This is a genomic window from Ornithinimicrobium sp. F0845, from assembly GCF_023015765.1.
Taxonomy (GTDB): domain Bacteria; phylum Actinomycetota; class Actinomycetes; order Actinomycetales; family Dermatophilaceae; genus Ornithinicoccus.
Window position 1 is genome coordinate 17,326 of sequence record NZ_JALKAL010000003.1, and the last position, 25,651, is coordinate 42,976.

At 70.5% G+C, this 25,651-nt stretch carries 23 protein-coding genes; 15 read left to right on the forward strand and 8 right to left on the reverse strand.

The features are described from left to right. The first annotated feature begins 20 nt into the window (after positions 1–20). A complete protein-coding gene (locus tag MWU75_RS06005; protein WP_247088889.1) occupies positions 21–410 on the forward strand; it encodes an Rv2175c family DNA-binding protein in 390 nt (129 codons plus the stop codon). 42 nt (positions 411–452) lie between these two features. On the opposite strand, the gene MWU75_RS06010 is transcribed toward MWU75_RS06005, so the two are convergent. The 4 genes from MWU75_RS06010 to MWU75_RS06025 form a co-directional block, all read right to left on the reverse strand. Continuing rightward, a complete protein-coding gene (locus MWU75_RS06010; protein WP_247088890.1) occupies positions 453–845 on the reverse strand; it encodes a Rid family detoxifying hydrolase in 393 nt (130 codons plus the stop codon). 89 nt (positions 846–934) lie between these two features. Next, on the reverse strand, positions 935–1,357 hold the full coding sequence (locus tag MWU75_RS06015; RefSeq protein WP_247088891.1) for a type II toxin-antitoxin system VapC family toxin: 423 nt from the start codon (positions 1,355–1,357) through the stop codon (positions 935–937). Continuing rightward, positions 1,354–1,992: an SRPBCC domain-containing protein gene (locus MWU75_RS06020; RefSeq protein WP_247088892.1), complete on the reverse strand. Its 639-nt coding sequence runs from the start codon at positions 1,990–1,992 to the stop codon at positions 1,354–1,356. The genes MWU75_RS06015 and MWU75_RS06020 overlap by 4 nt, the downstream gene beginning before the upstream one ends. Positions 1,993–2,058: 66 nt before the next feature. Next, positions 2,059–3,150, reverse strand: a complete 1,092-nt coding sequence (locus MWU75_RS06025; RefSeq protein ID WP_247088893.1) for a polyprenyl synthetase family protein — start codon at positions 3,148–3,150, stop codon at positions 2,059–2,061. A 200-nt stretch (positions 3,151–3,350) separates the two neighbouring features. On the opposite strand from MWU75_RS06025, the gene MWU75_RS06030 reads away from it, so the two are divergent. The 8 genes from MWU75_RS06030 (at position 3,351) to MWU75_RS06065 (ending at position 14,455) form a co-directional block, all read left to right on the forward strand. Beyond that, a complete protein-coding gene (locus MWU75_RS06030; RefSeq protein ID WP_247088894.1) occupies positions 3,351–3,734 on the forward strand; it encodes a DUF6504 family protein in 384 nt (127 codons plus the stop codon). A gap of 9 nt (positions 3,735–3,743) precedes the next feature. Further along, positions 3,744–4,196: an SAV_6107 family HEPN domain-containing protein gene (locus MWU75_RS06035; RefSeq protein ID WP_247088895.1), complete on the forward strand. Its 453-nt coding sequence runs from the start codon at positions 3,744–3,746 to the stop codon at positions 4,194–4,196. A gap of 4 nt (positions 4,197–4,200) precedes the next feature. Further along, the gene (locus MWU75_RS06040) at positions 4,201–8,214 is read left to right on the forward strand and encodes a PHP domain-containing protein (protein WP_247088896.1); all 4,014 of its coding nucleotides are present in this window, start codon (positions 4,201–4,203) and stop codon (positions 8,212–8,214) included. Continuing rightward, positions 8,208–9,536: a DNA polymerase IV gene (dinB, locus tag MWU75_RS06045; RefSeq protein WP_247089272.1), complete on the forward strand. Its 1,329-nt coding sequence runs from the start codon at positions 8,208–8,210 to the stop codon at positions 9,534–9,536. Before MWU75_RS06040 ends, dinB begins: the two co-directional genes overlap by 7 nt. Positions 9,537–9,759: 223 nt before the next feature. Continuing rightward, positions 9,760–10,194, forward strand: a complete 435-nt coding sequence (locus MWU75_RS06050) for a DUF3040 domain-containing protein (protein WP_247088897.1) — start codon at positions 9,760–9,762, stop codon at positions 10,192–10,194. Between the two features lie 422 nt (positions 10,195–10,616). Beyond that, positions 10,617–12,209 carry a hypothetical protein gene (locus MWU75_RS06055; protein ID WP_247088898.1) on the forward strand — a complete coding sequence of 531 codons (1,593 nt, stop codon included), beginning with the start codon at positions 10,617–10,619 and terminating at the stop codon, positions 12,207–12,209. Continuing rightward, complete coding sequence (locus MWU75_RS06060; protein WP_247088899.1) at positions 12,206–12,700, forward strand: hypothetical protein; 495 nt, start codon at positions 12,206–12,208, stop codon at positions 12,698–12,700. Before MWU75_RS06055 ends, MWU75_RS06060 begins: the two co-directional genes overlap by 4 nt. 369 nt (positions 12,701–13,069) lie before the next feature. Further along, on the forward strand, positions 13,070–14,455 hold the full coding sequence (locus MWU75_RS06065; RefSeq protein ID WP_247088900.1) for an MFS transporter: 1,386 nt from the start codon (positions 13,070–13,072) through the stop codon (positions 14,453–14,455). 23 nt (positions 14,456–14,478) lie between these two features. Here MWU75_RS06065 and MWU75_RS06070 read toward each other — a convergent pair whose 3' ends face one another. After that, the gene (locus tag MWU75_RS06070) at positions 14,479–14,961 is read right to left on the reverse strand and encodes a DUF456 domain-containing protein (protein WP_247088901.1); all 483 of its coding nucleotides are present in this window, start codon (positions 14,959–14,961) and stop codon (positions 14,479–14,481) included. Positions 14,962–15,085: 124 nt separating this feature from the next. Beyond that, positions 15,086–15,313: a hypothetical protein gene (locus MWU75_RS06075; protein ID WP_247088902.1), complete on the reverse strand. Its 228-nt coding sequence runs from the start codon at positions 15,311–15,313 to the stop codon at positions 15,086–15,088. A 242-nt stretch (positions 15,314–15,555) separates the two neighbouring features. Between MWU75_RS06075 and MWU75_RS06080 the strand changes: the two genes are divergently transcribed. Further along, positions 15,556–17,634 carry a DNA topoisomerase IV subunit B gene (locus MWU75_RS06080; protein WP_247088903.1) on the forward strand — a complete coding sequence of 693 codons (2,079 nt, stop codon included), beginning with the start codon at positions 15,556–15,558 and terminating at the stop codon, positions 17,632–17,634. Here the strand turns inward: MWU75_RS06080 and MWU75_RS06085 are convergent. Beyond that, entirely contained in the window at positions 17,588–18,760 is a 1,173-nt protein-coding gene (locus MWU75_RS06085; RefSeq protein WP_247088904.1) for an MFS transporter, read from the reverse strand. The genes MWU75_RS06080 and MWU75_RS06085 overlap by 47 nt on opposite strands. 227 nt (positions 18,761–18,987) lie before the next feature. Here MWU75_RS06085 and MWU75_RS06090 point away from each other — a divergent pair, with 227 nt between their 5' ends. From MWU75_RS06090 to MWU75_RS06110, 5 genes are all read left to right on the forward strand, one after another. After that, positions 18,988–20,250 carry an extracellular solute-binding protein gene (locus tag MWU75_RS06090; RefSeq protein ID WP_247088905.1) on the forward strand — a complete coding sequence of 421 codons (1,263 nt, stop codon included), beginning with the start codon at positions 18,988–18,990 and terminating at the stop codon, positions 20,248–20,250. A gap of 3 nt (positions 20,251–20,253) precedes the next feature. Next, positions 20,254–21,225 (forward strand): sugar ABC transporter permease, encoded by a 972-nt coding sequence (locus MWU75_RS06095; protein WP_247088906.1) that lies wholly within the window; start codon positions 20,254–20,256, stop codon positions 21,223–21,225. A gap of 65 nt (positions 21,226–21,290) precedes the next feature. After that, positions 21,291–22,124 (forward strand): carbohydrate ABC transporter permease, encoded by an 834-nt coding sequence (locus tag MWU75_RS06100; RefSeq protein ID WP_247089274.1) that lies wholly within the window; start codon positions 21,291–21,293, stop codon positions 22,122–22,124. Further along, on the forward strand, positions 22,121–23,533 hold the full coding sequence (locus tag MWU75_RS06105; protein WP_247088907.1) for a GH1 family beta-glucosidase: 1,413 nt from the start codon (positions 22,121–22,123) through the stop codon (positions 23,531–23,533). The genes MWU75_RS06100 and MWU75_RS06105 overlap by 4 nt, the downstream gene beginning before the upstream one ends. A gap of 61 nt (positions 23,534–23,594) precedes the next feature. Further along, entirely contained in the window at positions 23,595–24,602 is a 1,008-nt protein-coding gene (locus tag MWU75_RS06110; protein WP_247088908.1) for a LacI family DNA-binding transcriptional regulator, read from the forward strand. A 27-nt stretch (positions 24,603–24,629) separates the two neighbouring features. On the opposite strand, the gene MWU75_RS20220 is transcribed toward MWU75_RS06110, so the two are convergent. After that, positions 24,630–25,559: an Ltp family lipoprotein gene (locus MWU75_RS20220; RefSeq protein ID WP_247088909.1), complete on the reverse strand. Its 930-nt coding sequence runs from the start codon at positions 25,557–25,559 to the stop codon at positions 24,630–24,632. Positions 25,560–25,651 lie beyond the last annotated feature (92 nt).

Here is a 25,651-nt window from a genome sequence, read left to right on the forward strand (position 1 = left end):
CTTGTGGCAGACTGGAGTATGTGGTAAACGACAGCGATGTAACTCCGGGCCCCGACCCGGACCCGACCGACGAACTGACCGGCTGGCTCGCCGTGCCCGACATCATGGAGCTCACCGGCGTCTCGCTGGCGCAGGTCAAGACCTGGCTCCAGGAGCGGGAGATTATCGGCGCCCGGCGGGGCCCGAACAGGGCGGTCTACGTGCCGGCCGGCTTCCTCACCGAGGAGGGTCCGCTGCCCGCGCTGCGGGGCACCATCACGGTGCTGGCCGACGGGGGCTACAAGGACGAGGAGATCATCGACTGGCTGCACGAGGCCGACGAGTCTCTGCAGGGCGGCAGCGCCATCGCCTCGCTTCGGGAGGGCAACAAGACCGAGGTGCGGCGCCGCGCCCAGGAGATGGCCTTCTAGCAGTTTGGGCCCGCGGGTCAAGTCAGGCAGCTGGCGCGGCCGCTAGCCCCTGGGGCGAGCCACGAGCTCGATCTCGACACGGGCACCGAGCGGCAGCTCGGCCACGGCGACGGTGGTCCGGGCCGGGTAGGGCGCCTCGAAGACCGCGGCGTAGACCTCGTTGAGGGCGGTGAAGTCGGCCATCGAGGTGAGGTAGACGTTGACCTTCACGACGTCGGCCATGGTGGCCCCGGCAGCCCCGAGCACGTGGCCTAGGTTGTCGAAGACCTGCCTGGCCTGATCGGTCATGCCACCGGTGACCAGCCGCCCGGTGGACGGGTCGATCGGGGTCTGACCGGAGCAGAAGAGGAGTCCTGACTCCTCGTCGAGGGCCGCCACGGCATACGGACCGATCGGCTGGGGAGCATCAGGTGCGGAGATCGGGGTGTGTCCCACGTGGCCACCTTTCGTCGGGATACAGCCGAGCCTACTGATCAGGGATGGGCGGAGCCCGGGGGCCGTTTGTCGCGCTGAGGATCGCTCCGCTAGACAGCCCGGAAGGGGTCGATGTGAGTCAGGTGCGTGGCAGCAGCGAAGTCGGAGGCGTTGCGGGTGGCGAGGTGGTGACCGCCGGCGAGGCAGATGCCGGCGATCTGTGCGTCGGCCAGCGACATGGGCCGTCCAGCGGTCTGCGCGGCGACCAGGAGCGTGGCGGTCTCCCGTGCTGCGAGCGGGTCGTAGACCGCGATGGTCTCGTTGAAGGAGTCCATCAGTCGGCTCCACCGCAGCTCCAGGTCGCGGCGGCGGCGACCGTCGGGTAGTTGCCCCAGCCCGCGTTCGATCTCCTCGACCGTGACCACACAGATGGTGAGGTCCTTCGGGTCGATGCCGTGGGCCCAGGCGAGCACCGCTGGATCTGGGGAGACCTTCATGAACTCCGACACGACGTTCGTGTCAGCAATGATCACGACAGATCCACCGGCCGTGGCTGATCGGTGCGCGGCGCCACCCGCAGGTCGACGCCGCCGGCCTCGGTCATGGTTTCGTGGAGCGACAACAGGAAGTTCTGCCGGGGGCGGTCGACGGCCTGCTGTCGTGGAAGGTCCGGGGAGTGTGCGAGTGTCAGTCGCTCGATGGTCTGGTAGAGACTCCAGAAGGCGCTGAGCGGGAGTGGGGCGGTCTCCAGCGAGCCCTCAAGGTAGGTCAGGTGGGTGATCCATCCGGGGAGGTAGGAGGCGGTGAGGTCGCCGAGTCCTGCGTGATGTAGGTGCAGGTGGGACCGTCCCGCGGACTCGTCGCTCTCGGCCGCCGCGGTCTCTACGGTCAGGGTCAGGTGCGTCAGCGGCTCGTCGGGGAACTGCCACGTCAGGTCGAGTGCGCGGCCGGGCTCCACGGTGCCGATGTGGCTGGTGCACAGGTAGCCGTCGCCGTGGTCCACGACGAGCTTGTCACCGCTGGTGAACCCGCCCGAGCGGGGCCGGCCGAGCCACTCCGGCAGGTGCTCGACGCTGGTGAGGTGGCGCCAGACCTCCGCGGCGGGGGAGTCGAGCCTCCAGGTGAGACTGACGGCTCCGGCGTCGACGGTGCCTGCGACGAGCGACATGGCCAGGGGTCCCCTTCAGCGTGGTTCGGTGCGCCTGTTCAGCGTGGTTCGGTGCGCCTGCCCGGATCAGGTGGTCCGCGCGGTGCTGATGGCGACCAGCTGGGCCAGCGCCTCGCGGCCCTCGTCAGTCAGCCCGGGCGTCTGCTCCAGGGCCCCTAGCGCCGCGTCGGCGCCGTCGGTGATCATCTCCTCGGTCGCGCGGACCGCACCGACCCGCTCGAGGAGCTCACGGCATACTGCCACCTGCTCGTCACCGAGGTCGGGTCGCCCGAGCAGCCCCAGCAGCGTGGCGGCGTCCTGCTCGTCGCCCAAGCCGAGCGCGTGCGCGATCAGGACCGTGCGCTTGCCCTCACGCAGGTCGTCGCCGGCGGGCTTGCCGGTGGCCTGCGGGTCGCCGTAGACCCCCAGGACGTCGTCGCGGATCTGGAAGGCCTCGCCGAGGGCCAGCCCGTATGCCGACAGGCCGGTGAGCGTGTCAGGTCCGGCCCCCGCGGCGCGGGCGCCGATGAGGAGAGGCTGCTCGACGCTGTACCTGCCGCTCTTGTAGCGGATCACGGTGCGGCAGCGCTCCAGCCGCTCGGCGTAGCTGAGGCCCTCCCAGCCCTGGGCGGCGTCCAGCACGTCGAGGTACTGCCCGCCCATCAGCTGGGTCCGCATCGCGTCGAACTCGACCCGGGCGGCGGCGATCTCCTCCGCGGGCAGGCCCGAGGTGGAGAAGGCGCTGTCGCACCAGGTCAGGCACAGGTTGCCGGCCAGGATCGCGGCCGCGTGCCCGAAGCGGTCCGACTCCCCGGCCCACTCGTGGTCGTGGTGGTTCGCGGCGAAGGTGCGGTGGGCGGTGGGGCGACCCCGGCGCAGGTCCGAGTCGTCCATCACGTCGTCGTGCAGGAGGGCGGCGGCCTGGAACAGCTCCATCGAGGTCGCGGCGCGGATCAGCTCGGGGGAGTCGGTGCCGCCGAGGGCCCGGTAGCCCCAGTAGAGGAACGCCGCCCGCAGCCGCTTGCCCCCGGTGAGCAGCGCGGCGATCTCGTCCACGAGGCCGGCGACCTGGCCGCCGAGCTCGGCCAGGACCGTGCGCTGGTGGGCGAGGTCGGCATCGAGTGCATGCTGCACGCGCTCGCGCAGGCGCGGGCCATCGATGGGGTGAGGTGCGGGCACGAGACGAGCCTACGGCGTCTGTCCACAGGAAATGCTCAGGGGTTGAGGACTGTCGGTGAGGTGTCGTACATTTGTACGTATCGAACAGAGGTTCGAGGATGACTGGGAGGTTGTCTCGCACGGTGCCTTCACGGGCGAGTGCGGAGCAGTCAACCAGCCCGGTCCGACAGTGCCCGTGTGTGAGGAGGAGGAGAGGCGTGATGAGTCGTCGCTATGCGGACCCGGTCGAGGTGCGCGTCGGTGGACTGCAGCTCGGCCGGTTGCCGGTGCTCCCTGCCGGGGTGGACGCCGCCTCCGCACCCACCGCGTTCATCTGGCGAGGGCGGTTGCACGTCGTGTGCGCGGTGCTCGACCACTGGACGCAGCGCCTGTCCTGGTGGCGGGAGCCCTCGGGGGACTCGGGCGCTGGCTCGAATGGTGCTGGCCCGGATGGTGCTGGCTCGGGCGACGGGAGACCCGACCGTTTCCCCGATCTCGAGCGGGAGGTCTGGCGGGTGGAGGCCAGCGCCGGGCGCCTGATGCAAACCGGGGTCTATGACCTGACCAAGGACGACCGGTGGCGCCTGGTGCGCGTCGCCGACTGAGGAGGAGCGATGACCACCACGAGCATCAGGACCGCGGAGGTGCCGCCGGCACCGTCGGCAGGCACCGTGCTGGACCTGCTCGACCGGTCCCGCGCGGGTCTGGTCCAGGCCTGCCGGAGCCAGACCGCGTCGCAGCGTTACACCGAGGCGCACCTGGCGGCGCTGCGTGCCGCGGCGGCGCTGGTCGCGGCACGCACCGTCGTGGCCGGCCGGTCCCGTCCCCGCAGCGTGTGGGAGGTGCTGCCCCGACTGGCCCCCGAGCTGGGGGAGTGGGCCACCTTCTTCGCCGCCAGCGGGCGCCGCCGGCTCGCGCTGGAGCGTGGGTCCCGCACGGTCAGCCCGCGGGAGGCCGACGACCTGGTGCGGCAGTGCGAGACCTTCCTGGAGCTGGTCCGCGGCGCGCTGCACCTGCCGTTCGCCGAGCCGCTGCCCGGCGAGCTGGCCCCGACGTCTCCCTGGTGACCCGGTGACGTCGGAGTTCGCGCACCTGCACGTCGCCTCGAGCTTCTCGATGCGCTACGGCGCCTCGACCCCGGAGGCCCTGGTGGAGCGGGCCGTCGCGCTGGGGCAGTCGACGCTCGCGCTGACCGACCGGGACGGGGCCTACGGCGCGGTCCGCTTCGTGCAGGCGTGCGCCCGGGCCGAGATCGACCCGGTGCTCGGGGTCGACCTGGCCGTGGTCGAGCCTGAGGCCGGGCCGTATGCCGGGTCGTATGCCGGGTCGGCCGGGGGCGACCCGGCCGGGGGCGGGACGCTGCGGTTCCCGGACCGGCCGCTGGACGGTCGCATCCAGGCCGCGGGGATCCGGTGGACCGGCGCGGACGCGCTCGACGCCGGGGACGTCACCGCCAGGCCGGGAGGCCGGCTTCGTGCCACCCGGGCGCAACCGGTCAAGGGCGGTGCCCTGGTCGACGACCAGCACCCCCGGGTGACCGTGCTGGCCCGGGGGCAGGCCGCCGGGCTGGAGCCCGGCGCGGGCTGGTCCCGCCTGTGCCGGCTGATCACGCAGACCCACCTGGCCGGTGAGCGCGGCAGCCCCCGGACCCACCGGGGGCTGCTGGCCCGGGCCGCCGCACCGGTCGGTGACGCGGGCGAGCGGGTGTCACCGGTCGTGGTGCTCCTCGGTCCGGACTCCGACGTGGGCCGGGCCGTGCTGCGCCGCCGGATCGGTCTGGCCCGCGACCTGCTCCGCGGCTGGCAGCGGTCCCTCCCGGCCGGAGCCCTGGTCATCGAGGTGGTCTGCCACGGTGGGCCGGAGGACACCCCGGCCAGCCTGCAGCACGCCGCCCGGATGTGGTCCCTGGCGCTGGAGGCCGGGCTCCCCGCGGTGCTGACCGCGGCGGTGCGGCACGCCGAGCCCGAGCAGGCGCGGGTCGTCGACATCCTGGACGCGGCCCGCCGCATGGTTGGTCTGGACGAGCGCCACCTGGACCGGGTCAGCACCGCCGGGCACCTGGCCGGCACCGGGCCGATGCGGGCGATCGCCGAGCGGGTCGCCGAGGCGGTCGGCCCGTCGGTGCGGGCCGCCGACCTGCTCGCCGCCACCGCGGCGCTGGCCCGGGAGTGCGTGCAGGGCCGGCGCAGCGACCTGGGCATCGGCGAGGTCCACCTGCCCGAGCCCGAGGTGGTCGGGGTCAGCGGCACCGGCCAGGCCCAGCAGGTGCTCACCGAGCGAGTCCGCGCGGCGGTGAGCGAGCGCTACGCGGGCCAGCCCACGGCATACCTCCGCAGGGTGCACGACCGGCTCGATGATGAGCTGCGGGTCATCGCGGGACTGGGCTACCCGACCTACTTCCTGACCGTCTCCACGGTGTGCGACCTGATCCGCGAGATGGGGGTGCGGGTCGCCGCGCGCGGGTCCGGTGCGGGCAGCCTGGTCAACTACCTGCTCGGCATCAGCGGTGTCGACCCGATCCGGCACGACCTGCTGATGGAGCGGTTCTGCTCCCCGCTGCGCGCCGAGCTGCCGGACATCGACATCGATGTGGAGTCGGCGCGGCGCACCGAGATCTACGAGCGGATCCTGGAGCGTTTCGGCTCCGAGCGGGTGACCTGCGTGTCGATGATGGAGACCTACCGGGTGCGGCACGCGATCCGCGACGTCGCCGCCACCATGGGCCTGCCGCCGGGGGAGATCGACGTGATCGCCAAGGCGTTCCCGCACATCCGGGCCAAGGACGCCCGCGCCGCGATCCGTGACCTGCCCGAGCTGCGGCGGCACGGCTTCGACGCACCGCGGATGCAGACCATGTTCGAGATGGTCGAGAGCCTGGACGGGCTGCCCCGGCACATCGCGCTGCACCCGTGCGGGGTGATCCTGTCCAACACCGGGCTGCTGGACCGCACCCCGGTGGAGGCGAGCTGGCTGGGCTTCCCGATGAGCCAGTTCGATAAGGACGACGTCGAGGACCTGGGGCTGCTCAAGCTCGACGTGCTCGGCATCCGGATGCAGTCGGCGATGGCCCACGCGGTGGCCGAGGTGGAGCGGGTCGACGGGGTGCGGGTCGACCTGGACGACCAGGTGCAGGTCCCCTACGACGACACCGAGACGTTCTCGCTGATCAGGTCGGCCCGCACCCTGGGCTGCTTCCAGATCGAGTCGCCGGGTCAGCGCGAGCTGATCGGCAAGTTCGGGCCGGAGACCTTCGGCGACATCATCATCGACATCTCGCTGTTCCGGCCCGGCCCGGTCAAGTCCGACATGGTCCGTCCGTTCCTCAACGCCCGTCAGGGGTGGGCCGAGCCGGAATACCTCCACCCCTCGCTGGTGCCCTACCTGGAGGACACCGGCGGGGTCGTCGTCTTCCACGAGCAGGTGCTGCAGCTGGTCGCCGAGACCACCGGGGTGACGCTGGCGCAGGCCGACGAGGTGCGCCGGGCGCTGGGCACCCCGCAGGGGCAGGCCGAGGTCGAGTCCTGGTGGCGTCCCGCGGCGGCGGCACGGGGCTACTCGCCCGAGCACGTCGACGCGATCTGGGACGTGCTGGCGGCCTTCGCCTCGTTCGGGTTCTGCAAGGCGCACGCGGCGGCCTTCGCCGTGCCGACCTTCCACTCGGCGTGGCTCAAGACCCACCACACCGCAGCGTTCCTGGCCGGCGTGCTGACCCACGACCCGGGGATGTATCCCAAGCGCCTGATCCTCGAGGAGGCCCGGGCCATGGGCGTGCACGTCCTCGGGCTGGACGTCAACGCGTCGGGGGACACCTACCGGGTCGAGCGGGTGACGGGACCTGCCTGGGAGGGCGCCGAGGGCCCGGCCGGGGCCAGCTGGGGGCGAGCCGAGGGGTCCGCCGGGGATGGAGGGGTGCCCTCTGCGCGGGCAGGGCGCACGGAGCTGGGTGACGCGGTGGACTCCGCGATGGCCCGGATCGAGGAGCGGGCCGGCGGCTACGGCATCCGGCTGTCGCTGGCCGAGGTCAAGGGCATCAGTGACGACGAGGTCGCCAGGATCGTCGCCGGGCAGCCCTACCACTCCCTCGGTGACCTGTGGCAGCGCGCCCGGGCCAGCCGTCCGGTCGTGGAGCGGCTGGTGCTGGCCGGTGGGTTCGACGAGCTGCACGGCGTGGGGACGGCCCGGTCCAGCACCCTGCGACGGGGGCCGACCCGGCGGGACCTGCTGCTGCACGTGGCGGAGCTGGACCGGTGGAGCGCGCCCACCGTCTCCCGGTCGCGTGCCCGGGCCCGGAAGGTGGCTCCCACGCTCCCCGCGGCCGGTGAGGTCGCGGCCCGGGCCGGTGCCCAGGCCAAGGGGCACCGCACCTGGCACCCGAGGCAGGCCGACCCGACCCAGCTGACCCTCGACCTCGGTGACGAGCCGGTGCTGCGCAGCGGCAGCGGGCTGCCCGAGATGACCCCGCAGGAGCAGATGCTGGCCGAGCTGGAGGTGCTGGGCATGGACGTCAGCTCCCACGTGACCACCACCTACCAGCCGATGCTGCAGGCGCTCGGGGCGGTCCCGGCCAACCAGCTGCTCGGGCAGCGCAACCGCAGCGAGGTGCTGATCGCCGGGGCGAAGGTCGCCACGCAGACGCCCCCGATCCGCTCCGGCCGCCGAGTCGTCTTTCTCACCCTGGAGGACGGCACCGGACCCAGCGATGCGACCTTCTTCGAGGACGTCCAGGGCCCGTTCGCCGAGACCGTCTTCCACTCCTTCCTGCTGGTGGTGCGTGGGATCACCCGTCGGACCGGCCCGCGGGGGATCTCGGTGCGCGCGACCGGGGCCTGGGAGATGACCGCGCTCGGCCGGGCCTTCGACATCGGCGGGGTCGAGGCGGTCCGTGAGCTGATGGAGTCCATCGAGCACGACGCCGTGTCCGGGGCGGAGGCCGCGGAGGAGCAGGCGCACCGGGCCGACCAGCAGCAGGGCCGCCGGGTGCTGCTGCACGCCTCCGGGTTCAAGCAGTCGCCCTACGCCGACACCAAGCCGGCCGGCCCGGGCAGCAAGCTGTGGCACTCCAGCCCGGGGAGCCCAGGATGGTGACCGCCGGGATGATGGGCGGCGATCTGGTCGATGACCACGGGTGCACGATCCTGCACGTCGACATGGACGCCTTCTACGCCGCGGCGTCCCTGACCGACCGGCCCGAGCTGGTGGGCAAACCGGTCGTCATCGGCGGCGGGATGCGCAGCGTGGTGCTGTCCGCCACCTACGAGGCGAGGGCCTACGGCATACGGTCCGGGATCCCGATGGCCCGGGCGCGACGGCTGTGCCCGCAGGCAGAGATCGTGCGCCCCGACTACGACCGCTACAGCGCGATCTCGTCGGCGGTGATGGCCGTCTTCGCCGAGGTCACCCACCACGTCGAGCCGATCTCCATGGAGGAGGCGTTCCTCGACGTCTCCACCGCCCGGCGCCGGCTCGGCAGCCCCGCGCAGATCGGGCAGTGGATCCGCGACACCATCGCCGACGAGCAGCGGATCACCTGCTCGGTCGGCGGGGCGCCCACCAAGGTCGTGGCCAAGATGGCCTCCCGGGCCGCCAAGCCGGACGGCATGCTCATGGTGCCGCCCCACCGGGTCGTGGAGTTCCTGCACCCGCTTCCGGTGAGCGCACTGTGGGGCGTGGGGGAGAGCACCGAGGCGGCGCTGCACCGGCTCGGGCTGCGCACGGTCGCCGACATCGCCCACCTGCCGCTCGCCACGCTGAGCCGGGCGATGGGGGAGGGCGGCGCCGCTCACCTGCACGCCCTCGCCTGGGGGCACGACGCGGGCCGGGTCACCCCGGCGCGGGTCGAGCGCAGCGTCGGCTCCTCCGAGACCTTCCACCAGGACGTGGACGACCCGGCGGTCATCCGGCGCCAGCTGCTGCGGCTTAGCGACCGCAGCGCCACCCGGATGCGGCACTCCGGGATGCTGGCGCGCACCGTGGTGCTCACCGTCCGGTTCTCCGACTTCACCACGATCACCCGCTCCCGCACGATGCGGGAGAGCACCGACATCACCCGGGACATCTTCGGCACCGCCACGGCCCTGTATGCCGCGCTCGGGCTCCAGCGCGCCAGGATCCGGCTGCTCGGGGTGCGGCTTGAGGGACTCACCGACGCGGCGCAGACCCCGGTGCAGGGACGACTCGACGAGCCGGAGCACGGGTGGCGGGACGCGGAACGGGCCATGGACCGGGCTGCGGAGCGGTTTGGCAGCGGAGCGGTGCGTCCGGCGAGCCTGGTCATCCGGGACGAGGCGCGGGGTGAGCACGAGGGTCGACCGGCCCGGACCGAGCGCTCGCCCGCCGCGCACCGTGGACCGTGGGGCGCCGCGGCGTGGTCGCCGCGCACATCCAGCGAGGTCACCGGGGTGCGGTGAGGACCGGACCGGTGAGAAGCTCAGCTCCAGAAGACGCGGAGGAAACTCCAGATGATGCGAGGGAAACCATTTTGACCGCTGAGGCGTATTCAGGGTAAGGCCCCGGCTACCGTTACGGCGGTTCCCGGCCTATCCTAGAAGCAGATGCCGCCGTCATGTGGTGATGACGACGACCCCGTCACCCCCCGGTGCCGGGACGGAAGTCGACCGTTGGGAGGTCACCGTGCCCCTCTCCGAGCACGAGCAACGAGTCCTCGAGCAGATGGAGCAGGCGCTCTACGCCGAGGATCCTCGCTTCGCCACGTCCCTGGTCGGCAAGAGCGAGGCCCGCGCCAGGCGGCGCCGCGCGGCCCTGGGTCTCCTCATCGCCATCGGCGGACTGGCCCTGGTCGTGCTCGCGGTCACCATGCAGGAGATCTGGATCGGCGGCATCGGCTTCGCCGCGATGGTCTTCGGCGGCGTGTGGGCGATGACCCAGCCCCGCACCAAGGGGGCGACCCTGGGCACCGTCGACGCCGACGGCAACGTCACCCTCCGCACCAAGTCGGGCGGTGCCTCCGCCGGGGGCAAGCAAACCGGCAAGGGCCACCGCAGCGCCGGGCTGATGGACCGCTTCGAGGAGCGCTGGGACAAGCGCCGTGAAGAGGGCCCGTTCTAGGAGTCGCAGCAGGTGACCTGTCTCAGGGCGTGATGCCCTGATCTCTGCTGTGCTCAACGACCTCCGCAGCGCTCAACACCGCGGCATGATCTGGCTCAGCGGCCGATAGAGCGGGGATAGAACGGGCGCGTCGTGCCTCACTGGCTGCCCGTAAGGACATTGACATGTCTCCTCGGCCCGGAGTGAGATGAGACATGCGCAGGCGCGCCGACACCGCTGGCGGGGACCGCGATGCTTCGATGGCGACGGACGCTGTGGCCGGTCCAGTCGTCGCTGCCGCTGCGGCCGCGCCTCTGATCCAACGGGTAGCCACCCTTCAACGGCGCAGCGGAAATCGGGCGGTGGCACGACTCCTGATGGCTCGCGGGTCGGTTCAGTGGCGCCTGCAACGCACTCCGGCCACATGGTCAACTGCCCCTTCGGTGGCGAGCGTCGCCAGCTTCACTGGGTCGGCGGCCTACTGGCAGCCAGTAGCACGCGCGGTTGCTGCCTATGGCCGACTGGCGCCGGGCGACATCTCCGGCCGGCTCATGTCATTGCACAACCTGGGGACCGCCATCGCTGCGTGGCGTGCCAACCAGGCCACGAACCTCTGGCTGAGCTCCACGGATCGTGCCAAGGCCAACGCGCTGGCTGGAGTGGACGCGCTCATTGAGACCGAGTGGAGAGATGTCGTATCCGCCGCCGGCACCGCGGCCAACGCGCTCACTACTGCGGATCTGGGCAACCATCTTGACACGGTGTTTCGCACCTCGGCGCGACCAGAGCACGGCCTCGTTGTTGCAGGAGGACTTCCTGAGGATCGCCTGCGGGCAGCATTGCAGATCCCAGGGCACGAGGCTGCCCTGACCATCCTCCTGGCGCGGACTTCTACCGGGGTCCGCGCCATCCTCGCCCCGGCACGGGCCTGGCTCGCCAGGCTCTCAGCTGAGCTGGCGAGTCCAGACACTGCGGGAGTGACAGCTTCGAGTGCGACGAGAGAGGCAGACGTTAAGCAGATCCTGACGCCTCCCGCCACGCGGTCGGCACGGGCTGCTGCCGTCGCTGCTGGAGCTCCGCCGCCGTCTTTCATCGCCGCCAACTACTACGAGGATCTCGTTCCGGCGCTGCATGCGCAGATGCTGCGCTACTGGGCCTGGGCTGAACCGATGGACGCCCGGGCGGGTCTTGACGTGACGCCCGGCGGACACGTGGAAGGCATCGCCGAAGAAGCAAAGGCTCGGGTCGACGCACTCTATGGCCGTTTTGGGTCGGCAGGGACACCGCGGCTCAGTTTCAATGCGGGCACCCTGCAGGACCGAGGCACCATCGTCGGCGACCCCTACGACATGACTCGTTGGATGGTGCGTGAAGGGGCCGGGCAAAGTCCTGTTGGCGCGGTGCAGACCGCCCACCACTCCTTTGAGAACGCCGCGGCGTCCCGTGCGATCGAGGACCGGCTCATTGAGCACTACTCAGGCCGCTCCAACCCCACGGCAGCAGGTGAGCAGGGTGCCCTCGCTGCCCTCGGTGTGCCGGCCACCGAGCGGGCCAGACGGTTGCAGATCATCGACCGGATGTGGCCCGGTGCGGCGTCCCGAGGCCGTGTGTCGGTCGCCGCGCGACAAGGGGCGACAGTTCAGGAGACTCGCGCCATCTACTGGGGACTCTTCAAGACCATGATTCACGAGTACCTGCACACGACCGAGCACCGCAACTACCGGGCGTGGTACTCCAGCCTCCGCGACAGTCACCACCTCACGACCTTCCAAGAAGGCTTCACCGACCTCTTCACGCTCCGCGCGTGGCGCAGCGTCGCGCGCGGAGAGATCGCCGCGAACGAAGCTTTCCGCAAGAAGATCCAGGGTCCGGCAGACGGAGTCTTCGATAGCGCTGCCGTCGGCGGGGCGCCGGGTCACTACGCAGAACTGAACGAGGCTCAGCAGATTGAGGCCCTGATGGGAGAGGCAAACATGAAGGCAGGCTTTTTCCGCGGCAACACCGCCGTCCTCAGCGGAAGCAGGCTCCCCACATGACCGGCCCTCACGCTGCGCGCCTCAAGGCACTCCGTTTGGCCATGGAGGGCCGCTTCGACTGCTGGCAGTGGTCGGCAGGCCTCACTCCAGAAGCCGTCGAGCCAGTGCTCGGGGGGCGGATTTCGCCTGAGCCGGGTCGGTTGGTGGGGCGTGATCTGCTCCACGCGGTGATCACCGTCCCGCAACAGCCGCACGCAGTGCAGTTCCGGTGGGAGGCGGATGGCGAGCTCGCCCTTGTTGAACTGTCCGACCCGTCTGCGGTCCCCTCATGGCCCGCCGTGATCGAGGCACTCGGATCGCCGGATGTCATCTATCCGCATGGCCAGGGTCCGTGGCCTGGGAGCGAACAGCGCTGTCACTTCGACCGTGGCCTGACCATCTTTGACGGTGCGGGTCTGGGCTATCAGGCCGTCTGGCTGTACCCGCCCACGAGCCCTACTGACTACGGCGCCCTGACCGGGGCGTTCGAGACCCCGACGAGAGCGCGGTGAGACCCATGGGCGCGACGGACAGAGCCCACGATGACCATGCACAGGCGATGGCCCCGGGCCCGGCCGCGCAGGCCCGACGCAGGCAGGTCGAGTCTGCGCACCCTGTGGTCGAGTTGCAGCAACAGATCGGCAACCAGGCAGTGTCCCGCCTGATCGCCGTTCAGAGACACTCACTCGACCCGGAGGAAGAGGCCGGGGGCTGACGACGAGCCATCTCCTCGCAGGTCGACAGATCAGGCAGTTCGCCCCGGCGACCACGGCTCGGTGGCCGGATCGGTCCGAGACCGGTTGGCCGGCGCGCCGTGAGACTGGCCACACTTACGCACGGAGTGTGGCCGGGAGGAGACGGGTCTGCGGTTCACTGATCGGATGACCGCACCGCCGCAGTCCCACGGCTCAGCGCACCTGACCCGCAGCGAACGTCTCGACCGGCTCCCGTTCACCCGGAAGCACGGGCGGCTGCTCACCGGCTCGGGGATCGGGTGGGCGCTGGACGCCATGGACGTCGGCCTGATCTCGTTCATCATGGCCGCTCTCGCCGCGGAGTGGAACCTGTCCCAGACCGAGCAGAGCTGGCTGGCCTCGATCGGGTTTGTCGGCATGGCGCTCGGTGCCTCCCTCGGTGGACTGCTCGCCGACCGGATCGGCCGCCGCTCGGTCTTCGCCCTCACCCTGCTCGTCTACGGACTGGCGACCGGCGCGTCGGCGCTCGCCGGTGGTCTCGCCGTCCTACTCGTGCTGCGGTTCATCGTCGGCCTCGGGCTCGGGGCCGAGCTCCCCGTCGCCTCGACGCTGGTCAGCGAGTTCGCACCGGCCCGGATTCGCGGCCGGGTCGTGGTCGTCCTCGAGGCGTTCTGGGCCGTCGGCTGGCTGCTCGCCGCCCTCGTCGCCTACTTCGTCGTCCCTTACTCCGACGACGGCTGGCGGTGGGCCTTCGCGATCGGGCTGGTGCCCGCACTCTACGCCATCGTCATCCGCCGCGGCCTGCCCGAGTCGGTCCGCTTCCTGGAGTCCAAGGGGCGGCACGACGAGGCCGAGGCGGTGGTCCGCGAGTTCGAGCAGGCGGCGGGCACGACATACTCCCCGCCGGTTGGTGCCGCGACGGAGACCGCGCCGGCTGGTGCCGTGACGGCGACCGCGCCGGCCCCGGCCACTCCCGCGAGCGGGGTCCGCGACCTGTTCGGCCCGGTCCTGCGTCGCCGGTCGGTCGCGCTCTGGCTCACCTGGTTCGGCGTCAACTTCGCCTACTACGGAGCGTTCATCTGGATCCCGTCGCTGCTCTACGCCGAGGGATTCACCCTGGTCAGATCGTTCCAGTTCACGCTGATCATCACCCTGGCCCAGCTGCCCGGCTACGCACTCTCGGCGCTGCTCATCGAGGTGTGGGGCCGCCGCGCGACGCTGGCGACCTTCCTGGCCGGCTCCGCCGTGGCGGCCGTGCTGTTCGGGCAGGCTGAGTCGGAGGCGATGCTGCTGGTCACCGGCTGTGCGCTCTCGATGGCCAACCTCGGGGCGTGGGGCGCGTTGTATGCCGTGACGCCAGAGGTCTATCCCACCCGGGTCCGCGCGACCGGGGCGGGCTGGGCCGCGGCGTTCGGGCGGATCGCCTCGATCGTCGCGCCGCTCATCGTGCCGGTCCTCTTCCGCGCAGGTGGGCTCGGGCTGGTCTTTGCCGTGCTCGGGGCGGCGTTCCTGCTGGCCACGGTGTCCTCGCTGTTCCTGCCGGAGATGGCGGGCGAGGAGCTCGCCGAGTAGCACCGGCCGACGCGCCGGGTGTGTCAGGTCCAGAAGATCACGGCAGCAACCCAGAGGCCGATGATCAGGATCGCGGTGATGAGCTCGATCAGGATGTTGAGGCCGACGGCCTTGAGGGCGTGCACGGTTGCGCGCCAGGCCTGGGCACGGCCTCCGCGGCGGGACAGCTCGACGAGGAAGATCCCCAGCGGGAAGCCGATGAACGCGCCGACCACCGGGATGACGATCGCGCACGGGATCGCCACCAGCACGCCGATGATCAGGGTGGACGTCTTCACCCCGGCCGCCCTCATCCGCCGGCCCGGGATCAGGAACTCCAGCACCAGGCACGCGGCATACAGCGCCCCGGTGATCCCGAGCACCCACCAGCCGGCAGGGCTCTGCAGCTCCAGGGACCAGACCAGGACGCCGGCCACGATAAGCAGCAGGCCGGGGAGCACGGGGATCACGATCCCGAGCATCCCGACGACGAACACGAGGGCGACGATCCACTCGACGGCTGACATGCGGGTCCTTGCGGCTCGGCGGGTCGTCCGCGGATGACAAACGACCGGCGGCCCACGGGCCACCGGTCGTCAGTGTGTCAGGTGCGGAGCGTGCACGCCCGCATCTGGGCAGTATGCCGTCAGCTCACTCCGCGCCCATGGGCTCGGGGGTGGCGACCGCGTCGTGCAGGCGGTGGGTCTGGTCCTGGATCGTCACGTCCAGGTCACGGAGCTTCTCGATGTGCTTGCGCCCGTGGTGGGCGCAGAACAGGAGCTCAAGGCCCTCGCCGAGCGTCGCGCGGATGTATGCCTGTGCGCCGCAGCGATCGCAGCGGTCAGCCACAGTCAGGTCAGGTGCAAGGGTGGTGTTCACGTCGATCTCCCTAACTCTCGTCGCAACGCCTCATCTGTCACTGTGCCCAACAGTCAAGCACGATCTTGTGTTCCTCAGACGCCCAAACGCCGCGGTGGGTTGCATTTCCGCTCTCGGCACAACTGCGCGGTTCCCGGGTCCACAGGCGCCCGCCGCGCCTGCCAGCCGCTGTCGGCGCGTCGGGTTAACCTGCACAGGACATCCCGGCAGACCATCCCGCAGCAGCAAGGAGCACCCCACCCGTGGCGCAGGACTACTCGGCCCGACACCTGCAGGTTCTTGAGGGTCTGGAGGCCGTCCGCAAGCGCCCGGGGATGTATGTCGGGTCGACCGACTCCCGGGGCCTGATGCACTGCCTGTGGGAGATCATCGACAACTCGGTCGACGAGGCGCTGGGGCAGTTCGGTGACCGCATCGAGATCATCCTGATGGCCGACGGGTCGGTCGAGGTCCGCGACAACGGCCGCGGGATCCCGGTCGACGTCGAGCCACGCACCGGCCTGACCGGCGTCGAGGTCGTCTTCACCAAGCTGCACGCCGGCGGCAAGTTCGGCGGCGGTTCCTACACCGCCTCAGGCGGGTTGCACGGTGTCGGTGCGTCCGTGGTCAACGCGCTGTCCGCCCGGCTCGACGTGGAGGTCGACCGGGGTGGCAAGACCCACCTGATGAGCTTCCGCCGCGGTGAGCCGGGGGTGTTCACCGACAAGGGTGAGCCGACTCCGGACGCCCCGTTCGAGGCGTTCCAGAAGACCTCCGAGCTGCGCACCAGGGGGCGGGTGAAGCGCGGCGTGAGCGGCACCCGCATCCGCTACTGGGCCGACGAGCAGATCTTCCTGAAGTCGGCCCAGTTCTCGCGCGACGAGCTGGTCTCCCGGGCCCGCCAGACCGCCTTCCTGGTGCCCGGCCTGACGATGGTGATCCGTGACGAGCGCGGTGAGGAGCACTCCGAGGAGGAGTTCACCTACCACGGCGGCATCACCGAGTTCGCCGACTTCCTGGCCATCGACCCGCCCGTCACCGACACCTGGCGGCTGCAGGGTGCCGGCACCTTCACCGAGACCGTCCCGGTGCTGGACTCCAAGGGCCACATGACGCCCAAGGAGGTCGAGCGCGAGTGTGAGGTCGACGTCGCGGTGCGGTGGGGGACCGGCTATGAGACCACGACCCGCAGCTTCGTCAACATCATCGCCACCCCCAAGGGCGGCACGCACGTCGCCGGCTTCGAGCAGTCGGTGCTCAAGGTCTTCAGGAAGCAGCTCGAGGCGAACTCTCGCCGTCTCAAGGTCGGCAACGACAAGGTGGAGAAGGACGACATCCTCGCCGGACTAACCGCCGTGGTCACCGTGCGCCTCGCCGAGCCGCAGTTCGAGGGACAGACCAAGGAGGTGCTGGGCACCAGCGCCGTCCGCTCGATCGTCTCGCGCGTCGTGGAGAAGGAGCTGACCGGCATCCTCACCTCGACCAAGCGCGACCTCAAGGGCCAGTCGAGCCAGCTGCTGGAGAAGGTCGTCGCCGAGATGAAGACGCGGATCTCGGCGCGCGTGCACAAGGAGACCCAGCGCCGCAAGAACGCGTTGGAGTCGTCCTCCCTGCCGGCCAAGCTGGCGGACTGCCGGTCGACCGACCAGGACAAGACCGAGCTGTTCATCGTCGAGGGGGACAGCGCCCTGGGCACCGCCAAGCTGGCCCGCACCTCCGACTACCAGGCGCTCCTGCCGATCCGCGGCAAGATCCTCAACGTCCAGAAGGCCTCGATCTCGGACATGCTCAACAACGCCGAGTGCGGGGCGATCATCCAGGTCATCGGCGCCGGCTCCGGGCGCACCTTCGACCTGGAGATGGCGCGCTACGGCAAGGTCATCATCATGACCGACGCCGACGTCGACGGCGCCCACATCCGCACGCTGCTGCTGACCCTGTTCTTCCGCTACATGCGGCCGTTGGTCGAGGCGGGGCGGGTCTTCGCGGCGATGCCTCCGCTGCACCGGATCGAGGTCTCCGCCTCCGGCCGCAAGCCGCGGGAGATGATCTACACCTACTCCGAGCAGGAGATGCGCAAGACGGTGGCCACGCTCAACAAGCAGGGGCGCACCATCAAGCAGCCGATGCAGCGCTACAAGGGGCTGGGGGAGATGGACGCCGACCAGCTCGCCGAGACCACGATGGATCCCCGGCACCGGACGCTGCGACGGGTGACGCTGGCGGACGCCGCCGAGGCCGAGCAGATCTTCGACCTGCTGATGGGCTCGGACGTGGCGCCGCGCAAGGACTTCATCATTGCCTCGGCTGACGGGCTGGACCGGGAGCGGATCGACGCCTGAGCGCCAGCGGCAGGGTCGCCAGGCAGCACCCGGCCACGACGACCATCGCCGTGCTGAAGGTCGTGCCGGCCGCGACGAGACCGACGAGCACCGACCCCGCCCCGGTCCCGGCGTCGAAGCCGATGTTCCACACGGCGCTGGCCTGGCTGTAGTGCCGGCGTGTCACCGCCGCGAAGGTGACCAGCATGGTGAGGTTCTGGAGGCCGCCGTAGCAGACGCCCACCACGGCCATCCCCAGCAGGAGCGCCGCGCCCACGGTGGCTGCGGGATCGCGCACGGCCCAGGCGATCGCGACCATGCCGACCGCACTGAGCACGACCAGCGGCCAGATGAACCGCTCCGGGCCGGCCCGGTCGGCCAGTGCGCCCATGCGCCAGCGGGACACGGCCGCGGTCAGCGAGAACACCAGCAGTCCCACCACGGTGAGCGCCGAGCTGCTGCTCATCTGGGCGGTGAAGGTGATCAGTGCACCACCGGCGAGGGTGACGGCCAGGAGCAGCAGCATCGGACGGATCAACCGCCGGTAGGGCGTGCGCTCGGCGCTGTCCTCGTGCGCCGGGAGGCCGTGGAGCACCCGGGCGAGCGCGAAGGCGGCCGGTGCGCCCAGGACCGGCAGCGCACCGAGTGCGAAGACCAGCCCGAACCCCACGTTCTCCGCCAGCCACGGCGCCGCCGGCAGCAGCCCCACCTGGGTCGAGGCGATCGCCAGGCCGTAGACCCCGACAGCCCGCCCGCGCTGCGCCGCCGGCACCAGCTCCGCCACGACGGCGCTCCCGGTCACCGTGAGCACCCCGAAGCCCATGCCGCGCACGCCCGAGAGCACCAGCGTCACCCCGAGGTCGTCGCTGAGCGGGTGCAGCAACGAGGGCACACCGAGCAGCAGCATCCCCGCAGCCATCACCGGCCCCCACCCGAACCGCCGCAGGGCGGTCGGGACGACCAGCTGGGTGAGCACCGTCACCAGCATGAACACCCCGTTGACCAGGCCCGACCCCGCTTCGTCCGCGCCGCCGCGCACGGCCCAGAGCGGGGCCGCAGGCAGGAGGGCGGCATAGCCCGAGAAGCCCAGGAAGCTCATCACCAGGAGCGGTCGCATGCCACGGACCCGCCAGACGTTGGTGCTCACACCTGCGGACCCTACGCGGTCGGGTCATCGTGATGAAGATGTGACCTGGCGAGCGTGCCGTGCCCCTTGACAACAGTCGTCCAGATGGTGGAGTCTCATCCGTGAGAGCGCTCTCACGAACGCACTCGCCACCACTGACCGGCGGTGAGAAGGCCGCCATGTGACAAGGGAGTTACACAGTGCAACCCACCCGGCGCACGCTCACCGCGGCGGTCGCAATGACCGCGATGACCTTCACCCTCGCCGCCTGTGGCGGGGGAGACAACGAGGGCAGCAGCAACGACAACGGCGACTCCTCCGAGGAGGCCGGCAGCGGGGAGCAGATCACGCTCACCGTTGCCACCTTCAACGAGTTCGGCTACGAGGAGCTCCTCGAGGAGTACGAGTCGCTGCACGACAACATCACCGTCGAGCACGTCAAGGCAGATACCGCCGACAACGCGCGCGACGCACTCCGCAACAGCCTGGGCGCCGACTCCGGTGCTGCTGACATCGAGGCCATCGAGATCGACTGGCTCGTGGAGTTCATGCAGTATCCCGACAAGTTCTCGGACCTGTCCGACCCGTCCGTCGACGGCCGCTGGCAGGACTGGAAGGCCGACGCCGCCACCACCGACGACGGCAAGCTCATCGGCTACGGCACCGACAACGGGCCGCAGGCCATCTGCTACCGCGCCGACCTGTTCGAGGCGGCCGGCCTGCCCACGGAGCGGGAGGAGGTCGCCACTCTCCTGGAGGGCGACTGGCAGCACTACTTCGACGTGGGCAAGGACTTCGTGGCCACGTCCGACTCAGCGTGGTTCGACTCGGCCGGTGCCACCTGGCAGGGCATGATCAACCAGGTCGAGGTCCCCTACCAGGAGCCCAGTGGCGAGATCATCGCCACGACCAGCCCGGAGGTGCGCAGCCTGTACGACCAGGTGCTCGCGGCCTCCACGGATGCCGAGCTGTCCGCCGGGCTGCAGCAGTGGACCCCGGACTGGGTCGCCGGCTTCCAGTCGGACTCCTTCGCCACGATGCTCTGCCCGGGCTGGATGCTCGGCATCATCGAGGGCAACTCCGAGGGCGTCGAGGGCTGGGACGTGGCCAACGTCTTCCCCGGTGGGGGCGGCAACTGGGGCGGCTCCTACCTGACCGTCCCCGCCCAGGGCGACCACATCGAGGAGGCCAAGGCCCTGGCCAACTGGCTCACCGAGCCGGAGCAGCAGATCAAGGCGTTCGAGGCCAAGGGGACCTTCCCCAGCCAGGTCGAGGCGCTGGAGTCCGAGACGCTGCTGAGCTCCACCAACGAGTTCTTCAACAACGCGCCGACCGGTCAGATCTTCGTCGACCGGGCCAAGGCCATCACGTTCCAGCCCTTCAAGGGGCCGGACTACTTCTCGATCAACTCCGCGCTCCAGGACGCCCTCACCCGCGTCGACGTGGACGGCACCGACGACGCCCAGACCTCCTGGGACAAGTTCGTCGCCGACGTGGAGGCGTTGGGCTGATCCGTGAGCACTACGACCCCGCTCCGTCCGGCGACGGAGCAGTCTGAGCCGCCCCCGAAGCGCATCGGCTTCGGGGGCCGGCTCAGCCGGTGGGACCTGAAGGTCAGTCCCTACCTCTACATCTCCCCCTTCTTCATCCTCTTCTTCGTCACCGGGCTCTTCCCGCTCGTCTACACCGGCTGGGTCGCGGTCCACGACTGGGACCTGATCATGGGGCAGGGTGAGTTCGTCGGCGCCAAGAACTTCACCGACGTCCTCGGGAACCGGGACTTCTGGAACGCCCTGACCAACACGGTGAGCATCTTCGTGCTGTCCTCGGTGCCTCAGGTCATCTGCGCCATCACGATCGCTGCGCTGCTCGACGCGAACCTGCGCGCCAAGACGTTCTGGCGGATGGGGGTCCTCCTGCCGTATGTCGTGGCCCCGGTCGCCGTGGCGCTGATCTTCTCCAACCTGTTCGCGGACAAGTTCGGCCTCATCAACAGCCTCCTGGGCACGGTCGGCATCGATCCGATCGGCTGGCACTCCCAGCGGCTACCCAGCCACGTCGCGATCGCCACGATGGTCAACTTCCGGTGGACCGGCTACAACGCGCTCATCTTCCTGGCCGCGATGCAGGCGATCCCGCGCGACCTCTACGAGCAGGCCTCGATCGACGGCGCCGGCAAGATCCGCCAGTTCTTCTCGGTCACCGTGCCGATGCTCCGCCCGACAATCATCTTCGTCGTCATCACCAGCACCATCGGCGGGCTGCAGATCTTCGACGAGGCCCGGCTCTACGACGCCTACGGTCGCGGTGGCGCCGACGGCCAGTGGCAGACCCTGACCATCCTGCTCTACGAGCAGGGCTGGACGCGCTCCAACTTCGGGCGGGCCTCGGCGATCGCGGTCCTGCTCTTCCTGATCATCGTCGCCATCGGCCTGGTCAACTACCTCGTCACCCGGATGATCTCCACCTCGGAGGTGAAGCGATGACCACCCCTGTGCCCCCGGTGCCGGGGGAGCCGCTGCTGACCGAGCAGCCGGCCCGCCGACGCGCCATGGCGGGCCGCTCCTACAGCGAACGGCCGGGCAAGCTCGTCTACGGGCTGCTGGCCGCCGTCGTGCTGGGCGGAATGTTCCCGCTGTGGTGGTCCTTCCTGATCGCCAGCCACGACTCGGCCGTGCTGAGCCGCAACCCGTTCCCGCTGGTGCCCGGTGGCAACTTCCTGCAGAACGCCGCGACCGTCATCGACACGGTGCCCTTCTGGCGGGCGACGATGAACTCGATCATCGTCTCCACGGTGTGCTCGGCCTCGGTCGTCTTCTTCGCCACGCTGGCCGGCTACGCGTTCGCCAAGCTGCGGTTCCGCGGGCGCGGCCCGCTCCTGGTCTTCGTGATCGCCACGATGGCCGTGCCCACCCAGCTCGGCGTGGTGCCCCTCTACCAGGTGATGGCCAAGCTGGGGTGGACCGGTGAGCTGCTCGCGGTCATCGTCCCCGCGCTGGTCACCGCCTTCGGTGTCTTCTGGATGACGCAGTACCTCTCCCAGGCGATCCCTGACGAGCTCATCGAGGCGGCCCGCATCGACGGGTGCAGCATGTTCCGCACCTTCTGGCACGTGGCGCTCCCGGCGGCACGCCCCGCGGCCGCGATGCTCGGCCTGTTCACCTTCGTGGCGACCTGGACCAACTTCTTCTGGCCGTTCATCGTCCTGGGCCCCCAGGACCCGACCCTCCCGGTGGCGCTGCAGCAGCTGCAGGCCGCCCACTTCGTGGACTACTCGCTGGTCCTGGCCGGTGCCCTGCTGGCCACCATCCCGTTGTTGATCCTGTTCGTCTTTGCCGGGCGCCAGCTGGTGTCGGGCATCATGCAAGGAGCCGTCAAGCAATGAGCACACCGAAGGTCTTCCCCGAGGGCTTCCTCTGGGGATCGGCCACCGCGTCCTACCAGATCGAGGGCGCCGCCCGGGAGGACGGCCGGGGCTGCTGCATCTGGGGCACCTACTCCCGCACGCCCGGGATGGTCCGCAACGGGGACACCGGGGCGGTGGCCTGCGACCACTACCACCGCTACGTCGAGGACGTCGCCCTGATGAGCGACCTGAACCTGCAGTCCTACCGCTTCTCCACGTCGTGGGCGCGGGTGATGCCCGACGGCCGGACCGTCAACCAGGCGGGTCTGGACTTCTACTCCCGGCTCACCGACGAGCTGCTGGGGCGCGGGATCGTGCCCTGGCTGACGCTCTACCACTGGGACCTGCCCCAGGCCCTCGAGGACGAGGGCGGCTGGCCCAGCCGCGACACGGCATACCGATTCGTGGAGTATGCGCAGACCGTGCACTCAACCCTGGGTGACCGGATCTCCTACTGGACCACCCTCAACGAGCCGTGGTGCAGCGCCTTCCTGGGGTATGCCGAGGGGCGGCACGCACCGGGTCGCACCGACGGGCCCGACGCGGTGCGCGCAGCCCACCACCTGCTGCTCGCCCACGGGCTGGCCACGAGCGACCTGCGCTCCCGGGACGCGGACCTGTCGCTGGGGATCACGCTCAACTTCGCCGACACGACCCCCGCCGACCCGCAGGACCCGGGCGACCTGGACGCGGTCCGCCGGATCGACGGGATGAGCAACCGCTATTTCCTCGACCCGCTGTTCCGCGGGGCCTACGCGCCAGACATCCTGGACGACCTGCGCAACGTGTGGCCGGAAGGCCTCGTCCAGGACGGCGACCTCGAGGCGATCAGCACCCCGATCGACGTGCTCGGAGTCAACTACTACAGCGGCAGCACGGTCTCCGGGTCCCCGCCCGAGGAGGCACACGCCGCCGCAGACGCGGCACGGGCCACCGGGATCCCGAGCGCGCACGTCGGCTCCGAGCACGTCACCTTCGTGCCGCAGGAGGTCGAGCACACCGCGATGGACTGGGAGGTGCGGCCGCGAGGTCTGACCGACCTGCTGGTGCGGCTACACCGCGACTACACGGGGCCAGCCGGCATCCCGCTCTACGTCACCGAGAACGGCGCCGCCTACGACGACGCACCGGATGAGACGGGGTTCGTCCAGGACGACGACCGGCTCGCCTACGTGCACTCCCACCTGGGGGCGGTGCACGACGCGCTGGAGGCCGGAGCCGATGTGCGCGGCTACTTCCTGTGGTCGCTGCTGGACAACTTCGAGTGGGCCTACGGCTACGACAAGCGCTTCGGCATCGTGCGGGTCGACTACGACACGCAGCAGCGCACCCCCAAGGCGAGTGCCCGCTGGTACGCCACGGTGGCAGGATCGAACCGCATCGACTGAGACGATCTCGGGGTCCTCACGGCGTTGACCGTGGGCTCCGCCGACGGAAAGGAGCCCTGCCATGGTGACGCGGCCCGCGCCCACCCTGGAGGACGTCGCGGCACGCGCCGGGGTCTCGCGGGCAACGGCCTCCCGGGTCGTCAACGCCGACCCTCGCGTGCGTGAGGCGGCCCGCGTGGCGGTGAGCGCCGCCGTGGCCGAGCTGGGCTACCGACCAAACCGGGCGGCCCGCCGCCTGGTGACGCGGGCTGCCGACTCGATCGCCGTGGTCGTGCCCGAGTCCGACGAGCGGGTCTTCGCCGACCCGTTCTTCTCCGGCACGCTGCGCGGGGTCACCCGGGCGATCGGCGAGCTGCCGATGCAGGTGGTCCTCGTCATGGGCAGGCCCGACGACGGGGACCGTCGGATGGAGCGCTACCTGCGTGGCGGCCACACCGACGGGGCGATCGTGGTCAGCCACCACCAGAACGACACCCTGTGGCGCGTCCTGGCCGAGACCCAGCTCCCGTCGGTCTTTCTCGGCCGGCCGTATGCCGAGCAGGCCCGGGTGCCCTACGTCGACGTGGACAACTGCGCCGGCGCCGCGCTCGCGGCCCGCCACCTCGTGGACCGCGGCTGCCGTCGGATCGGCACGGTCACGGGCCCGCTCGACATGAGTGCCGGCCACGACCGTCTGCGCGGGTGGGAGCAGGTGCTGCAGGAGGCCGGCCTGGAGACCGACCTCGTCGAGCACGGGGACTTCACCGCGGCCGGCGGGGCCGAGGCCACCCGGCGACTGCTGGCACGAGCCCCCGACCTGGACGGGCTGTTCGCGGCCTCGGACCAGATGGCCGTGGCCGCCATCGGGGAGCTCGGGGTGGCCGGCCTGCGAGTCCCCGAGGACGTCGCCGTCGTCGGTTATGACGACTCGGAGGCGGCCACGATGAGCCGACCCGCGCTGACCACCGTGGTCAACCCGATCGCGGAGATGGCCGGTCGGGCGGTCGACCTGCTGCTGCGCGTCATGGACGGCGAGGAGGTCGAGCCGGAGACGCTGACGACCGGCCTGGTGGTGAGGGAGTCCGCGTGACCCGACCCACGGCATACTCCTCCCGCGTCAGAGTCCGACGGAGTCGGCACCGTGCACCGCCTGCTCCTGCGTGAAGCCTTCGAAGAGGAGCTGGTCGATGAGACCCTGCCGGGAGAAGCTGGTGAACTCCAGGTAGTTCTCGGCGGACTTGGCCGCCTGCTCCATCCAGTCCACCTCGACGTTCTCCACGCCGTACTCCGCCTCGTCTGCCGTGAAGCCCTCGAACTCCAACTGACCTGTGAGGCCCGGCTCGGAGAAGGCCGTGAACTCCAGGTAGTTCTCCGCGGACTTGAGCGCCTGCTCGTTCCAGTCGACGTCGATGTGGTTGACGGCAAACTCCGCGTCGGCTGTCGAGTAGTCCTCGAACTCCAGCTGGTCGATGAGACCGGACTTGGAGAAGGCGGTGAACTCCAGGTAGTTCTCCGCGGTGCGGACCGCGTTCTCCTGCGAGACGGTCATGTCCGGCTCGGCCTCGGCTGTCTCCGGCTCGGCGGCTGTCTCCTCCTCGGCGGGCGCCTCGTCGTCCGTCGCCGAGGACTCGGCGGGCGCCGCTTCCTCCTCGGGGGCGGGCTCGTCCTCAGCGGTGGCCTCGTCCTCGGAGACCTGCTCGGCGGAAGGCTCCGGCTCGGCCTGTTCTGCGTCAGCCTCGGTCGCGGTCTCGTCCGGGGACGCGACCGCGACGGTCTCAGGGGCGTCCGGCTCGCCGCTGGAGAGCGCGTTGCCGACGGCACCGATGCCCACGAGGATGAGAAGGGCGGTGATGATCTTGTGCCGGCGGAACCAGGACTTCTTCGGCTCGGGCCGGGCCGGGACGGGCGGCACGGGTGGCGCCGCCGGGTGTCCCGGACCCCAGCCCTGCTGGCCCGGTGGGACGGACTGGTCCCCAGCAGGGGGGTCCTGCCAGGTCCTGCCGTAGGGCTGGCCCTGCGGCGGGGGAGGCGGGGGTGTGGTGCTCACGATGACTCCTCAGTGTTTCTCGGACGGTGATGGACCCAGCACACCCCCTGCCCGGCCTGCCCACATCGCCCGATCGGTCAGAGTGGCCTGGC